This window comes from Aquiluna borgnonia (assembly GCF_013283855.1).
GTDB classification, from domain to species: Bacteria; Actinomycetota; Actinomycetes; order Actinomycetales; family Microbacteriaceae; genus Aquiluna; species Aquiluna borgnonia.
The window spans coordinates 1,173,871-1,188,341 of record NZ_CP054056.1; the positions used below are offsets into that span (position 1 = coordinate 1,173,871).

At 54.4% G+C, this 14,471-nt stretch carries 15 protein-coding genes; 11 read left to right on the forward strand and 4 right to left on the reverse strand.

Features of this window, described 5'->3' with window-relative positions; all coding sequences use genetic code 11:
- Window positions 1-20: 20 nt before the first annotated feature.
- The 6 genes from HRU87_RS06005 to HRU87_RS06030 are packed head-to-tail and all read left to right on the forward strand — an operon-like array spanning window position 21 to window position 5,765.
- Window positions 21-1,256 (forward strand): glutamyl-tRNA reductase, encoded by a 1,236-nt coding sequence (locus tag HRU87_RS06005; protein ID WP_173494009.1) that lies wholly within the window; start codon window positions 21-23, stop codon window positions 1,254-1,256.
- Window positions 1,253-2,179 carry a hydroxymethylbilane synthase gene (gene hemC, locus HRU87_RS06010; RefSeq protein ID WP_173494010.1) on the forward strand — a complete coding sequence of 309 codons (927 nt, stop codon included), beginning with the start codon at window positions 1,253-1,255 and terminating at the stop codon, window positions 2,177-2,179. The genes HRU87_RS06005 and hemC overlap by 4 nt, the downstream gene beginning before the upstream one ends.
- Window positions 2,176-2,913, forward strand: coding sequence for a uroporphyrinogen-III synthase (locus tag HRU87_RS06015; RefSeq protein WP_173494011.1), 738 nt, complete (start codon window positions 2,176-2,178; stop codon window positions 2,911-2,913). The genes hemC and HRU87_RS06015 overlap by 4 nt, the downstream gene beginning before the upstream one ends.
- Window positions 2,910-3,881: a porphobilinogen synthase gene (gene hemB, locus HRU87_RS06020; RefSeq protein ID WP_173494012.1), complete on the forward strand. Its 972-nt coding sequence runs from the start codon at window positions 2,910-2,912 to the stop codon at window positions 3,879-3,881. Before HRU87_RS06015 ends, hemB begins: the two co-directional genes overlap by 4 nt.
- The gene (gene hemL / locus HRU87_RS06025) at window positions 3,862-5,169 is read left to right on the forward strand and encodes a glutamate-1-semialdehyde 2,1-aminomutase (protein ID WP_425483689.1); all 1,308 of its coding nucleotides are present in this window, start codon (window positions 3,862-3,864) and stop codon (window positions 5,167-5,169) included. The genes hemB and hemL overlap by 20 nt, the downstream gene beginning before the upstream one ends.
- 29 nt (window positions 5,170-5,198) lie before the next feature.
- Entirely contained in the window at window positions 5,199-5,765 is a 567-nt protein-coding gene (locus HRU87_RS06030; RefSeq protein WP_173494014.1) for a TetR/AcrR family transcriptional regulator, read from the forward strand.
- Window positions 5,766-5,781: 16 nt separating this feature from the next.
- Here the strand turns inward: HRU87_RS06030 and HRU87_RS06035 are convergent, their stop codons facing one another.
- From HRU87_RS06035 to HRU87_RS06045, 3 genes are read right to left on the reverse strand one after another with little or no spacing between them, the layout of a single operon-like run.
- Window positions 5,782-7,053: a multidrug effflux MFS transporter gene (locus HRU87_RS06035; protein WP_173494015.1), complete on the reverse strand. Its 1,272-nt coding sequence runs from the start codon at window positions 7,051-7,053 to the stop codon at window positions 5,782-5,784.
- Between the two features lie 2 nt (window positions 7,054-7,055).
- The gene (locus HRU87_RS06040; protein ID WP_173494016.1) at window positions 7,056-8,243 is read right to left on the reverse strand and encodes a Dyp-type peroxidase; all 1,188 of its coding nucleotides are present in this window, start codon (window positions 8,241-8,243) and stop codon (window positions 7,056-7,058) included.
- Window positions 8,244-8,738: a copper chaperone PCu(A)C gene (locus HRU87_RS06045; protein WP_173494017.1), complete on the reverse strand. Its 495-nt coding sequence runs from the start codon at window positions 8,736-8,738 to the stop codon at window positions 8,244-8,246.
- A gap of 309 nt (window positions 8,739-9,047) precedes the next feature.
- On the opposite strand from HRU87_RS06045, the gene nrdH reads away from it, so the two are divergent.
- From nrdH to zupT, 5 genes are all read left to right on the forward strand, one after another.
- Complete coding sequence (gene nrdH, locus HRU87_RS06050) at window positions 9,048-9,272, forward strand: glutaredoxin-like protein NrdH (RefSeq protein ID WP_173494018.1); 225 nt, start codon at window positions 9,048-9,050, stop codon at window positions 9,270-9,272.
- Between the two features lie 15 nt (window positions 9,273-9,287).
- Window positions 9,288-9,695, forward strand: a complete 408-nt coding sequence (gene nrdI, locus HRU87_RS06055; protein WP_173494019.1) for a class Ib ribonucleoside-diphosphate reductase assembly flavoprotein NrdI — start codon at window positions 9,288-9,290, stop codon at window positions 9,693-9,695.
- A gap of 53 nt (window positions 9,696-9,748) precedes the next feature.
- Window positions 9,749-11,854, forward strand: a complete 2,106-nt coding sequence (nrdE, locus tag HRU87_RS06060) for a class 1b ribonucleoside-diphosphate reductase subunit alpha (RefSeq protein WP_246247385.1) — start codon at window positions 9,749-9,751, stop codon at window positions 11,852-11,854.
- Between the two features lie 16 nt (window positions 11,855-11,870).
- Entirely contained in the window at window positions 11,871-12,833 is a 963-nt protein-coding gene (nrdF, locus tag HRU87_RS06065) for a class 1b ribonucleoside-diphosphate reductase subunit beta (protein WP_173494021.1), read from the forward strand.
- 130 nt (window positions 12,834-12,963) lie between these two features.
- Window positions 12,964-13,785 carry a zinc transporter ZupT gene (zupT, locus tag HRU87_RS06070; protein WP_173494022.1) on the forward strand — a complete coding sequence of 274 codons (822 nt, stop codon included), beginning with the start codon at window positions 12,964-12,966 and terminating at the stop codon, window positions 13,783-13,785.
- A gap of 76 nt (window positions 13,786-13,861) precedes the next feature.
- Here zupT and HRU87_RS06075 read toward each other — a convergent pair whose 3' ends face one another.
- Window positions 13,862-14,431 (reverse strand): hypothetical protein, encoded by a 570-nt coding sequence (locus HRU87_RS06075; RefSeq protein ID WP_173494023.1) that lies wholly within the window; start codon window positions 14,429-14,431, stop codon window positions 13,862-13,864.
- Window positions 14,432-14,471: the final 40 nt, after the last annotated feature.

A 14,471-nucleotide genomic window follows, 5' to 3' on the forward strand; every position in this document is an offset into this window, starting at 1 on the left:
GGGGTTTGTATTGTTTCCCCGTGACCTTGATTTGTGTCGGAATGGACTTCACCAGCGCTCCGCTGTCTCTTCTGGGGCGGCTCGAAGGCCTAGCGGACGAGTTTCAGATGGCCCTGAAAGAGGAAGCCAAGCTCATTTCAGGCTCGGCAGTGCTGGCAACTTGCAACCGATTTGAGGTCTACGCCGCCGTCGAGGATTTTCACGCTGGAGTGGACAAAATCAGTTCCGAGCTTTCTAGACGAGCAGGGAAAGAGGTTGCCGAATCTCTGAAGGTGAGATTTGGGCCAGAGCTGGTTGAGCACTTATTTTTCGTTGCAGCCGGACTGAAGTCAATTGCGATCGGCGAAAGCGAGATTCGCGGTCAGGTCAGAAAATCCATCGCTCGCTCGAGGAATCTCGGAACCGCCTCGGCAGAATTGAATGACATCTTTGACGCCGCAATTAGCGCTGGTCGAAAAGCTGCGCTAACTTTCAGTCAAGATAAACCCGGCAGGGGTCTAATCGACCTTGCTATCGAGGCCATAAATCCGCATGAGGTTCTACTAGCCTCTGCCCTGATCGTGGGCACCGGTTCCTATGCCAAAGAAATTGTCACGGCACTTAGAAGATTTGGCATCGTCGAAATCAGCGTGCACGCGGATTCAGCCAGGGCAGCAAGGTTTGCGGAACTCAATGAGGTGGACCTTGCGAGCTCTTCGGATTTGGCTGCTGAGCTCGCTAAGCACGACCTAGCGATTCTCGCAAGAGGCGGTTCTGAGTTCACTGTGACCGTTTCGGATTGTCAACGGGCGCTCACTCTCAAAGGCACGGGCAATCCTCTGCGCCTGATAGATATGGCTGCATCAAACGATGTAGACCCGTTTGCCTCCGACTTGCCTGGGGTGGAGCTGGTTTCGCTCGAGGGATTGCGGGACCAGCCCCAGATTAGGAATGGCTCGGCACTCGAAGAGGTGGAAAAAATGCTGATGGAGGAGGCGAAGAGCTTCTCTCGAGCGCAATCAGCTCGTGGGTTTGACCCAATTGTGATTGCAATGCGCGGTCATGTTGAGCGATGGATCGAGCTCGAAGTTGAGTCTGTTCGCAAGCGGGCTGGAGGTGACACTGCCACCGAGGTTGAGCAGTCGCTTCGCAGGGTTTTGAACACCCTGCTGCACAAGCCAACCCTGAAAGTCAAGGATCTTACGCTCGGCGAAGATCACAGTGAGTATCTTCGAGCAATTCGCTTGCTCTTCGACTTGGAGGTGAGCGGGGCTTGACCAAGATACGGGTGGGAACCAGAGCAAGCCTGCTGGCAAGGACACAGACCGGTACTGTGTTGGCTGCGCTGGTCGCGGTCGCGCCCGAATTGCAATTCGAGGAGGTTTTGATTCAAACCGAGGGAGACAGGACGACCACGCCACTCTCTCAGGCAAAGACTCCTGGAGTGTTTGTTTCAGCGCTTCGTGAGAAGCTACTGGCGGGCGAAGTTGACATGCTCGTCCACTCCATGAAGGATTTACCGGCACTGCCGTTTCCAGGTCTTGTCTCGGCCGCAATTCCGAAGAGGGAGAACCCTCTCGATGTGCTTGTGTCAAGGGATAATCTGCCCCTACGTTTGCTCCCCTCCGGAGCCAAAATTGGAACCTCTTCTCCTCGCCGAACAGCGTCAATTCTCCGATCCAGGCCTGACCTGCAAGTCACTGACATTCGCGGAAATGTGGACACTCGAGTAGCTAAGGTGCGGTCGGGTGAATATGACGCGACCGTAATGGCATGGGCCGGACTCGCCCGAATCGGGCGACTTTCCGAGATCGCAGAAGAACTTTCACCCGTAATGTTCATTCCCGCCCCCGGTCAGGGCGCGCTAGCTGTTGAAATTAGGAGCGAAAGTGCAGAACTCCTGGGTCTTATCTCAACCATTGATGATGAGGTCACTCGTCTGACCACCACAGCGGAGCGGAGCGTTCTTGTTGGGCTGGGGGCCAGTTGTTCCACGGCCATTGGAGCCCTGGCAACCCTCGAGGGAGAGCAGCTGCTCCTTACTGCCGAGCTCGGTGACCCAGCCACAGGCGCCTATGAATCTGTAAGCGAGCGAGTGAAAATCAACCCAAAGCAAATCCAGCTTGCAGAGCAGCTGGGCCTGAGTGTCGCAGACAAATTACTCTCAGGAGATGTAGCTCGTAAGGTCGGCCTGATTTGAAAGCTCTTTTAATTCGTCCAAGCCGAAATGAGAATGAGGCAACCTGGCTATCCAGGCTTGGGTTTCAATGCGTTATTGACCCCTACCTAACGATTCAGCAGTTCCCAAATCCGATGGGCGCCCACCGGATGTTTGGGGCTCTAGAAGATCAAAGGCCTAAATGGTTTGTAAACACATCAACAAACGCCTTTGAAAATTTTGAGAACCAGCTGCCTCCTCAAGCATTTGATCGGCTTGACCTCAGGACAATTAGATTCGCAGCCATAGGCGAAGCAACCAAAAACCAACTCCTGGCCATGGGTGCTCCGGAGGTTTTGGTCTCCTCGGATTTCAGTGCTGCATCGCTGGCTGACCAAATGTTGAGAACTGCGCCTGTCAGGGCGGTAATTCCAGGGGGCAACCTGGCCATGCGGGCCATTCCAGACGCCTTCACAAAGGCTGGGCTCGAGGTTGTGAGTGAGGTGGTCTACCACACCTCGATTACAAAGCCTGAACCCGAAAGCGCCTTTCAGCTCAGGGCGGGCGAATTCGATCTGGTGGTGCTTCGATCACCTAGTGCGGTGAGGGCGCTTTTCAGCTACGTACCGAAACCCAAGACCAGATTTCTGTGCCTGGGAAAGGCGACCGCTGCCGCACTTCAAGCGCAGGGTTACAGGCCTGATTTCCTCACTGAGTCAGGCGATCAAGGCGAAGTAGAAACACAATTGAGGGCGTTTGCCATGGAGAGAAAATGAGACCGAGAAGACTCAGAAGTTCGTCAGCTGTCAGAGAGCTGGTTGCAGAGAATCATGTCCGGTCGAGTGATCTGATCTATCCAATATTTGTTAGAGAAGGCTTGTCATCGCCGCGAGAAATTGAATCAATGCCGGGGGTGTTTCAACACAGCGAAGCATCTCTATTGGTGGAGATTGATGAAGTCCTAGCCCTTGGAATTCGGTCGGTGATGCTTTTCGCCATACCAGAGCATCGAGACGAGGTTGGCTCTGAAGCACTGAACGAAAACGGAATTCTTGCCAGAAGCGTGAGAGCAGTGAAGGAGAGGGTCGGAGATCGACTGGTCGTAATCGCCGATCTCTGCCTGGATGAGTTCACCTCGCATGGACACTGCGGAGTTCTATGCTCAAGCGGAGATGTAGATAACGACCTAACCCTCATGAAGTACTCGGAGATGGCTCGAGTACTTGGCAAAGCTGGTGCGGACATGCTCGGGCTCAGCGGCATGATGGACAACCAAGTGGCAGCGGTCAGGGAGTCTTTAGACCAGGCAGGCCTGCAAGATGTCGCAATTTTGGCTTATGCGGCAAAATACGCCTCCGCGTTTTACGGCCCCTTTCGAGACGCGGTCGAATCACAGCTGACTGGTGACCGCAGAGGCTACCAGCAGGACCCGAGAAACCGAAAAGAAGCTGCGCGCGAGGTGTTGCTCGATATCGAGCAGGGTGCGGACATCGTGATGGTAAAGCCCGCACTCTCCTACCTGGATATCGTGAGCGACATAGCGTCGCTCAGTAACGTGCCGGTCGCTGCGTATGTGGTCTCAGGTGAGTACGCAATGGTTGAGCTTGCAGCTTCAGTGGGACTTATCGACCGAGACCGAAGCATTTTCGAAATCTTGCACAGCGTGAAGCGCAGCGGTGCATCACTGATTTGCACCTATTGGGCCAAGGACTACGCAAGGAGAGATCACATTGGAAACCTCTAAATCGAATTACTGGCATTCAAGAGCCCAACGCGTGATTCCGGGCGGTGTGAGCTCGCCGGTTCGCGCCTTCAAAGCAGTCGGAGGAACGCCTCGTTACTTTGTTTCTGGGGCTGGAAGTCGAGTGACGGATGTGGATGGCAACAATTACGTTGACTTAGTTGGTTCCTGGGGGCCAATGATTGTCGGCCACGCTCACCCCAAGGTTGTGGAAAAAGTCTCAGCGGCCATGAGCAAGTCTTTCTCATTTGGAGCGCCCCATCCCAATGAATCACTACTTGCTGAATCCATAAGCCAGCGAGTGTCTGCGGCGGAACGAGTCCGATTTGTTTCCTCGGGAACTGAGGCGGTGATGACCGCAGTTCGATTAGCGAGAGGGGCAACCGGAAGGGCTCTGATTGTGAAGTTTTCCGGCTGCTATCACGGACACTTGGATTCGATGCTGGTTTCGGCTGGTTCGGGAGTTGCAACCTTGGGGCTGCCCAACTCCCCCGGGGTAACAGCGGGTCAAGTGGCCGACACTGTTGTTCTTGAATACAACAACTTTGACGAGCTGAACGAACTTTTTTCGGAGCGCGGATCTGAAGTTGCAGCTGTGATAACAGAGGCCGCTGCTGCAAACATGGGCGTCGTTCCCCCTCTGGATGGCTTCAATGAGCAGATTGCGAAGTTGTGCGCAATGCACGGAGCGCTGATGATTCTTGATGAGGTGATGACGGGATTTCGAGTTTCACGAGCTGGGTGGTGGGGAAAGTACGGATCAGGATGGCAACCGGATTTGATCACAATGGGCAAGGTAATCGGTGGCGGCCTACCACTGGCTGCGGTTGCTGGTCGTGCTGAAATTATGGACCTGCTTGCCCCCTTGGGTTCTGTTTATCAGGCAGGCACACTCAGTGGAAACCCGGTGGCGACGAGTGCCGGGTTAGCAACATTGGAGCTGCTCGACCAAGATGCATACGACCTTCTTGATAAGCGTGCTGGAGAAATTGGCGATGCAATTTCTGGTGCCCTCAACGGACACGTCGTTCAGCACAGCTACCAGGTTGCAGGCAACCTGTTCTCTTTTTTCCTTGGCTGCTCTAGAGTGACAAACTACGCTCAAGCCAGCACTCAAGACCAGACGGCGTTCAAGATTTTCTTCAACAGCATGCTCGACAACGGAGTGTCCATACCGCCCTCAGCCTTCGAAGCCTGGTTCGTCTCAACGGCCATAACAGACAGTGATGTGGAGACTATTGCGCTGGCGGCGGACAGAGCGGCCCGGTCAGTTGCGCAAGCTTTGAATTAGCCACCCGGGCAAATTATGCTTAGAGTGCTATGGCAACCGACACCAAAAGAGACCTCATAATTCAGGCCGCCTCTGAAATAATTCAGGAGCAGGGCCTGGAGGCTCTTACCATGAGGGCCCTAGCCCTCAAGCTAAAGATATCTCGGCCGGCGCTCTACCAGTACGTTGCATCTCGAGAGCACGTCCTATCGGAAATATTGCTCGACGAAATGGCAGATCTTTCTAATGAGCTAGACCGACTGCTGCGTGATCTGAAAGATCCAATGGAGCAAATTAGAGTTTGGCTCCATTTCTCCTTGGCATTTATGGCGTCCGACCGGCACCGATTTGTCTCCGATATTCCACAGGGTGTCATTCCGGAGGATCAGCGCGGAATGTTTAGGGCCATGCACGGCTTCTACACATCAAGCCTGATCAGCCCTCTAGCCGAAGTGGGAGTTGAAGACCCCGCTACGACAGCCAACCTGATTCTTGGCCTCATAGGTGCAACAGCAAAGAAAATTGAATTAGGTGCTGATTTCAGCGCTCAGGCCAAGGCTCTTGAAGATTTCGTCATGGCCGGTATTGAGGCAGCGCTCTCTAATTTAGCTGACTAGCTGTATCCCCAAATTCCTAATGAGCCTCAGCCTGTAAGTCCCGCCGCAGGTCCGGAATAGTCCAAGGCCTCACAACAAAAATCATCACCGCCGTGGAGATACCGAATAGCAAAAGGGCCAGCCAGCCAACATCAGCCGTTGAGGTTGTGGAGAGCTGCGAGTAAACAAGCGCAAAAATTGAAGTTGCAATGAAGTTTGCCGAACCCATTAGGGAGGCGGCGGTACCGGCCTCAGTTCCGTGATTCAAAAGGGCAATGGTTGGGATCGCTGTCGCCGGGGCCCCAAAGGACACAATCAGCAGGATAAAACCAATCTCAGCCAACCAGATATCTCCCCCGCTGGTGACCACCAGGAAAATTCCTGCCAGCGTTCCAAGCACCATGTAGATAACCAGCATCCACTGCGCCTTGAAGTACTTGGCAATAAAACCACCAAACTGCACGGCCAAATACAGAGCCACCGAGTTGACCGCAAAAAGCGCCCCAAACTCTGGGGCAGAGAGCCCATAGTGATCCTGGTAGAGGTAACTCACCACGTTCAGGTAACCAAACAGCGCGCTGATCTGCAGTGCGCTGACAATCAACAGCCCCACGTAGATTCGATCCCGCAGCACTGAGCGAAAGCCGCGCAAAAGCCCCATCGCACTCTGCGAGCGCCGCTGCGCAACCGGCAGGGTCTCGCGCAGGAAAAACAGCACAATGACACTCAGCACCAAACCAAAAAAGCCAAAGGCTAAAAAGATGCTCTGCCAAGGCCCAACCCCAACCAGCTGGCTACCCACGATTGGGCCCAAAATTGGCGATAGCGACTGAATCAGGAAAATTCTCGAGAGCATCCGAAGCATTGGCTGCCCGCGGTAAAGATCTCGCACAATGGCCCTTGCCACCACATCGCCGCAGGCGGCAAACAGTGCCATGGAAAATCTCAGCAGAGTGAAAATTTCAATGCTCGGAGCAAAGAAGACCGCGAGCGCCGAGAGCGTGAAACCAACGCTGGCTAAGAGCAGCATCGGCCGGCGGCCGATGGCATCAGAAATTGGCCCAGAGACAATCTGGCCAATCGCCAACCCGATCGTGACTCCCGCAAGCGATGCCTGAATGGTGTTGGAGTCAACCCCGTAGAAGGTTCCGATAGCCGGAAATGCCGGAAGGTATGGGTCAATCGTGTAAGGGATCAGGCTCATGGAGAAAGCTAGCATCACGATGTAGATGAGGAAGGTTTTGCGATTTAGCTGATCGCCGGATTCGTAGACCAAACCTCTCGCTGACTTGGAGAAGGCAAAGGACACGACTAAGAGAATAGCGCCTGGGCGATAACTTCCCCCGGCGCTACACCCCTTGGGATTGCGAAAGTGGCAGAGCCGATTGGCAGGGTCCAGCGGTTCAGCAGGTCCAGCTCGTCGAGCCTCTGCTGCATCGGTAGGTACTGAGTGGCGATGTCGCGCTGGTAAGCGCACCAAAGCAAACCAACATCCATAGAGCCCTCAGCTGTGATCTGCTCCTCGTAGCTAAATGGTCTGCGGAATATTGGGGCTGCCGTTCCAGAATCCGAGGCCCTACGAATGTGTGCGAAGTCAGGAATGACCTTTAGGCCCGCAGCGGTCCTTGCCTCATAGTCTGGGAGATCCGATTCCTTTTCTCCGGTGAGCGGAGCACCACTTGCGAGCCTTCTGCCCACCGACTCTTCTTTACTGGCGGTGCCCAGCTGGTCCCAGCTATCAAGGTTCATGGCGATGCGCCTGAATACCAGGTAGGTGCCGCCAACCATCCACTCAGGTCCGCCGTCTGCCCATACCGTTAAGTCGAATTCGTTGGAGCCAAGCACCGGGTTGGCGGTGCCGTCAACCTGACCCATCAGATTTCGGTGGGTCACTCCCGAGGGAACCATGCCTGGGGTGTGAGAAAAACCAGCCTGATTCCACCGCACCTTGGCAAAGGGCAGCGAGTCTCGAACCAGCGAGCGAACCCCGTGACTGAGAACAACTGGATCATCAGCGGCAGCGTGAATCAACACATCTCCCCCAGAGAATTCCGAGCGCAGCGCATCGATAGAAAAAGCCGGGAGTTCAATTAGCCCCGGCGGCATTGGCAGGTTGAGCTTTTGAAACAGGCTTGGCCCAAACCCGACATAGGCACTGAAGCTTGCAGCGCCCATAGAGAGCTCTGGGGATGGGTCTGCCAATACCGGTTCACCCTTGGCAAGGCGCTCAATGTCATCGGTAATCAACCCCATCCAGCGCAGCATGTCTGCGAGGTTGGTTCCCTCGAGCAAATCAAACGCCACCATGTTGGTGACTGCCTGGATAGGAACCTCAATGCCCATCTGGTGCTCACCGAAAAACTCCAGTGAGCGCTTGGCCGTTGCGCTCTCGGCCGATTCGGCCGCCACCTGAGCCGCAGCCACCGAGCCGGCCGTAGCTGAAACGGCAGCGGTAGCGGCTACGGCAGACCCGGTTAGGAAGCCTCTGCGGGAAACCAATTAGTGATCCATGCCCTCTTCTGAGTGGTAGTCCTCATCGCCACCGACGGTTGGTTTTGCAACGACCGACTCAATTGTCAGGTCAACTGTCCCAAAATCAAAAGTGACAGCAATTTCGTCACCGGCAACAACATCTGTCTTTAGGTCCATCAGCATCATGTGGTTGCCACCCGGCTCCAGGGTCGCGCTCTCGCCAGCTGGAATCACCAAGCCACCTTCAATTGCCTGCATCACCATTTCTCCGCCGGACATCGCCATCTCGTGAATCTCAACCACGCCGGCAACCTCGGTGGCACCGCCCACCAGGACAATCTCCTGGTCGGTGTTGTTGGTTATGGTGCCAAAGACTGCGGTCATTCCGCCGGTAACCGAGGTCTCTGAAGACTTGATCCAGACATCTGTCACTTCAATCTCCGGCTTTGCCATTTCTTGGCTATTCGCGGTGCAACCGGTAAGAGCCAGTGCAGCGGCCAAAAGTAACGCAATTTTCTTCATGAATTCAGATCCTTGTCAGGGGGTCAGGAGAGACTTTTCCGGCTCTCGATGGGCTAATTCTACAACGAGTAGAAATTACTTTTTGGCAAATTAGGTGAACATCCCGCGACACGCGGGAGTTGCTACGGCCTTAAAGTTCAAGTTGTGGGTTAATGTTCGAGAAATAACTAAATAAGAGAAAAAAATCACGTGTCACTACTAGATGTAGTGGTTAAGTGCTAATGTAGTAAATCCGCGATTTGCGAAAAATTTGTCTCAAATTTGATAAAAACCGGGGTTTTCGGACCCCTCGAACCAGGAGGAACACCAATGGCGGTGACCGTTTACACGCTCCCAGCCTGCGTACAGTGCGACAGCACCAAGCGCATGCTGCAGCGTAACCAGATTGAGTATGCCGAAGTCGACATGTCTCAAGACCCAGTGGCCTTGGAAATGGTCAAGACCATGGGTTACACCGCTGCCCCAGTTGTAGTCGCAGGCGACGAGCACTGGAGTGGTTTCCGCATGGACAAGATCCAAGCAATCTCCGCCTAGCTAAGGACTCCTGAGATGTTCGATTTGGTTTATTTCTCGAGCGTCTCAGAAAACACCAAGCGGTTCGTCGACAAGCTAGGGGCAAATGCGGTTCGGATCCCACTGAGGTCCGAAGAGGCAGCAAAGTTTGAACACGATCGGGACAGTGTCTTGGTAGTGCCCACCTACGGTGGCGGGAACGATGAATCAACTGTTCCAAAACAGGTAATCAAATTCTTGAACAATCCGGAAAACCGGAAACACATCAAGGCGGTTATTGCCGGGGGAAACACCAATTTTGGTTCTCACTTCTGCAAGGCCGGCGACATAGTCGCCAGCAAACTCGGGGTTCCGGTGCTCTACCGGTTCGAGGTCACTGGCACCCCAGAAGACGTAATTGAAGTAAAAGAAAGGCTGGTCACGCTATGGCAAACCAACTCGTAGAGGTAGCAGACGACAAGGGCAACCTAGTTGGCAAGCAGTCCATTGAAAGCTCAATGAGCTATCAGGACCTCAACGCCATGATCAACCTCTGGGGCGAGGGCGAGAAGCTGCAGCTCGAGAAGGACAAGCTGGCAGTCCGCAAGTACTTCCTGGACCACGTAAACCAAAACACCGTCTTCTTCCACAGCCTGAAGGAGCGTCTGGACTACCTGGTGGAAAACGAGTACTACGAGGAGGAAATCCTCAACCAGTACTCATTTGAATTTATCGAGCAGCTCGAGAAGTTGGCCTACTCCAAGAAGTTCCGCTTCGAGGCATTCATGGGTGCCTACAAGTTCTACACCGGCTACGCCCTGAAGACCTTCGATGGCACCCGCTACCTGGAGCGCTTCGAGGACCGAGTGGTCATGGTTGCTCTAACTTTGGCAGCTGGCGATGAGGCGATGGCCATCAACCTGGTTGAGGAGATCATCTCCGGTCGTTTTCAGCCAGCTACCCCAACCTTCCTGAACTGCGGCAAGAAGCAGCGCGGTGAATTCGTCTCCTGCTTCCTACTTCGCATCGAAGACAACATGGAGTCGATCGCGCGCGGCATCAACTCTGCCCTGCAGCTTTCAAAGCGTGGCGGTGGTGTTGCACTCAGCCTTTCCAACGTCCGTGAGTACGGCGCTCCAATCAAGAAGATTGAGGGTCAGTCCTCCGGCATCATTCCGGTTATGAAGCTTCTGGAAGACAGCTTCTCCTACGCCAACCAGCTAGGTGCTCGCCAGGGTGCCGGTGCGGTTTACCTAAACGCCCACCACCCAGACATCATGCGCTTTTTGGACACCAAGCGTGAGAACGCCGACGAGAAAATCCGTATCAAGACCCTATCCATCGGTGTTGTGGTTCCGGACATCACCCTTGAGCTTGCCAAGAACGGCGAGGACATGTACCTGTTCTCCCCTTACGACGTGGAGAAGGTCTACGGAGTGCCATTCGGCGACATTTCTGTAACCGAGAAGTACGCCGAGATGGTGGATGACCCAAGAATCCGCAAGTCCAAGATCAAGGCTCGTGAGCTCTTTGAGCGAATCGCTGAGTTGCAGTTTGAGTCCGGCTACCCATACGTCATGTACGAGGACACCGTAAACAAGGCCAACCCAATTCAGGGTCGCATCAACATGTCAAACCTCTGCTCCGAGATCCTGCAGGTCAACACCCCGACTACCTACAACCAGGACCTTAGCTACGACGAGATCGGCAAGGACATCTCCTGCAACCTCGGCTCCATGAACATTGCCCTGGCAATGGATGGTGGCAACATTGGCCTAACCATTGAGACTGCAATTCGCGCCCTGACCGCGGTTTCTGACATGTCAAACATCGAGAGCGTAAGAAGCATCTCGGATGGAAACCACAAGAGCCACGCAATTGGTCTGGGTCAGATGAACCTGCACGGCTACCTAGCTCGCGAGAAGGTCCACTACGGCTCTGAAGAGTCGATTGACTTCACCAACATGTACTTCTATACCGTGGTCTACCACGCCCTCAAGGCTTCGAACAAGATTGCAATTGAGCGCGGCAGTTACTTCCACAACTTCGAGAACTCGCAGTATGCCTCGGGTGAGTACTTCAACAAGTACATCGACCAGGCATGGGCACCAACCACCGAGAAGACCAAGGAACTGTTTGCCAAGGCAAACGTTGCGATTCCAACCCAAGCCGACTGGACCGAGCTGAAAGCTTCGGTCATGAAGCACGGAATCTACAACCAGAACCTGCAGGCGGTCCCACCAACCGGTTCCATCTCCTACATCAACAACTCCACCAGCTCAATCCACCCCATTGCATCTCGCATTGAGGTTCGCAAGGAGGGCAAGCTAGGCCGCGTTTACTACCCAGCTCCATTCCTTTCGGAGGAGACCTGGGAGTACTACGAGGACGCCTACGAGGTTGGACCGGAGAAGATCATCGACGTCTACGCCGCTGCAACCCAGCACGTAGACCAGGGTCTGTCACTAACCCTGTTCTTCAAGGACACCGCAACCACACGCGATGTCAACAAAGCACAGATCTACGCCTGGAAAAAGGGCATCAAGACCATCTACTACATTCGCATTCGCCAGGCTGCCCTAGAGGGCACCGAGGTCGAAAACTGCGTCAGCTGCATGCTTTAGGAAGAAGGAAATCAAAATGGCAACCAAACTGATTACCCGTCCAATCAACTGGAACAAGATCGAAGACTCCGTCGACATCGACGTTTGGAACCGACTAACCCAGAACTTCTGGCTGCCTGAGAAGGTGCCACTGTCCAACGACGTTCAGTCTTGGGGCACTCTGCGTCCACACGAGCAGAAGCTGACCATGCACGTCTTCACCGGACTGACCATGCTGGACACCATCCAGGGCACCGTGGGTTCAATGAGCCTGATGCCGGATGCCAGAACCCCGCACGAGGAGGCTGTCATCACCAACATCGCCTTCATGGAGTCGGTCCACGCCAAGAGCTACTCCAGCGTGTTCTCAACGCTGTGCTCGACCAATGAAATTGATGAGGCATTCCGCTGGTCCGAGGACAACCCTTACCTGCAGAAGAAGGCCGAAATCATCCTGGGCTACTACCGCGGTGATGACCCGCTGAAGCGCAAGGTTGCCTCCACCCTGCTGGAGTCCTTCCTGTTCTACTCCGGCTTCTACCTGCCGATGTACTGGTCCTCTCGCGCCAAGCTCACCAACACCGCCGACCTGATTCGCCTGATCATTCGTGATGAGGCCATCCACGGTTACTACATCGGTTACAAGTTCCAGCTGGGCTACAACGAGTCAACCACTGCCCGACAGGAGGAGCTCAAGGCATACGCCTATGACCTGCTGCTTGAGCTGTATGAGAACGAAATCAAGTACACCGCAGACCTCTACGACGAAATTGGGCTAACCCACGACGTCAAGCAGTTCCTGCACTACAACGGCAACAAGGCCCTGATGAATCTTGGTTTTGACCCGCTGTTCCCGAAGGATGACTGCCAGGTCTCGCCAGCTATTCTCAGCGCCCTGAGCCCAGCGAGCGACGAGAACCACGACTTCTTCTCCGGCTCTGGCTCCTCTTACGTAATCGGTAAGCACGAAGCCACCACTGACGACGACTGGGACTTCTAGAAAGGAAGCAACATGGACTGCAATTGCGGTAAAGACACTTGCGGCTGCGGCGGCAAGCACTAACTAGACAAAACAACTAACTAGGCCGGCTAAGCGATTAGCCGGCTTTTTTAGCCCCGAGAGGAGTGAAGTGGATAGCGCACTGATACTGGCGTTTGCCGTCACCCTCGGGGCTGGCCTTGCAACCGGAATCGGTTCGGCCCTGGCATTTTTCACCAAGACCACAAACAAGTCTTTTTTTGCCGTTGCGATGGGCTTTTCCGCCGGCGTAATGCTGTATCTGTCGTTTGTTGAGATCCTCCCGAAATCAACCAAATACATTCAAGAAACGACCGGGGAAACCGCGGCCATGGGGATTGCCGCGGCCGCTTTGGTAGCAGGCATGATTGTGATGGCCGTGATCGATGCACTGGTTCCCTCTGGAGCCAACCCCCATGAGAACACTGAGGTCGAACTGCTGGGTGAGTCTCAGGCCAAGAGCGAAAACCGAGCTAACAAAGCGCTTCTGCGCACCGGACTGTTTGTCGCCCTAGCCATCGCCATCCACAACTTCCCTGAGGGCCTTGCAACCTTCCTTTTGGTGCTGGATGACCCAGAGATAGGTATCGCACTCGCGATTGCAGTTGCCATGCACAACATTCCCGAGGGCATCGCGGTCTCGGTTCCCGTCTACTACGCCACCAAATCCCGCGCCAAAGCCTTTCGGCTCAGCTTTCTCTCCGGCCTTGCCGAACCCGTGGGTGCTGTGATTGGCTATCTGCTTTTGGCCCAGTTTCTGAATTCATTCTCGCTGGGAGTCATCTTTGCCATGGTGGGCGGGGTGATGGTGTTTCTCGCCATCGACACCCTGCTCCCAACCGCAAGAAACTCGGCCCGCGGACACCTAACCGTCTACGGTTTCATCGCCGGTGTTGCAGTGATGGCTGCAAGCTTGGTGTTGCTTAGGCTCTAGAGCATTCCGTTGAATGCGAAGATCCGATGAGCCAGAGCTGGGCCAGGTGAGGTGATTAGGCACGAAAAGCCACCAACTACCGGACCTGGATTTGTTGAACCCTCACGAGTTCTCTGTCGATGTAGACGGTGACGGTAACGGTGGTTCCGGAGCCGACCCTAGTGAGGTTGGCAGTGAAGTTGTCAGGCAGTTTTTCAACTACTCGCCAAGTTGAGCCGATCTTGAATGAAAGCCGTCTGGACTGGTAGTTCTTTGTGTAGAGGGCGGCGTAGCCGGAGAAACTCCCCACTGTGATCTTGGCATCCGGTGGGAGATCAAAAGCGGTGATCTCAAATAGGTTGCCGAGACTGGTCTTGCCGAAACCCCCCTCCAGGGTGATGCTGGCATCACCTGGTTCAACCCCCATGGGGACTCTGATGGTTATGAGGTTCTGGGAGTTTGCAATGAAACTTGCCGGAACACCGTCTATCAAAACTTTTCTGACCTGAGAAAGTTCTGGGCCTGCAAGTTTGACCAGGCCGTTAATTGGAATCTGGTTAGAACCGGAGACCGAAATGGATTCAGGTGTGGGTTGGGCGGCTGCGGGCTGGGCCGGCATAACCAGTGCGATGCAGATCAGTAGCGGGCTAAGACGTTTGAGCATCACAGCATCAGATTAGGCGGTTGGTCCATTTGGGGTGTGGTGC

Excerpts from the sequence above, each read along its gene's own strand:
- HRU87_RS06045 (WP_173494017.1), bottom strand. The coding sequence starts at position 8,738 with ATGAAGAAAATTGCGTTACTTTTGGCCGCTGCACTGGCTCTTACCGGT.
- nrdE (WP_246247385.1), top strand. The coding sequence starts at position 9,749 with ATGAGCTATCAGGACCTCAACGCCATGATCAACCTCTGGGGCGAGGGC.
- HRU87_RS06030 (WP_173494014.1), top strand. The coding sequence starts at position 5,199 with ATGGCAACCGACACCAAAAGAGACCTCATAATTCAGGCCGCCTCTGAA.
- nrdH (WP_173494018.1), top strand. The coding sequence starts at position 9,048 with ATGGCGGTGACCGTTTACACGCTCCCAGCCTGCGTACAGTGCGACAGC.
- nrdF (WP_173494021.1), top strand. The coding sequence starts at position 11,871 with ATGGCAACCAAACTGATTACCCGTCCAATCAACTGGAACAAGATCGAA.
- hemB (WP_173494012.1), top strand. The coding sequence starts at position 2,910 with ATGAGACCGAGAAGACTCAGAAGTTCGTCAGCTGTCAGAGAGCTGGTT.
- nrdI (WP_173494019.1), top strand. The coding sequence starts at position 9,288 with ATGTTCGATTTGGTTTATTTCTCGAGCGTCTCAGAAAACACCAAGCGG.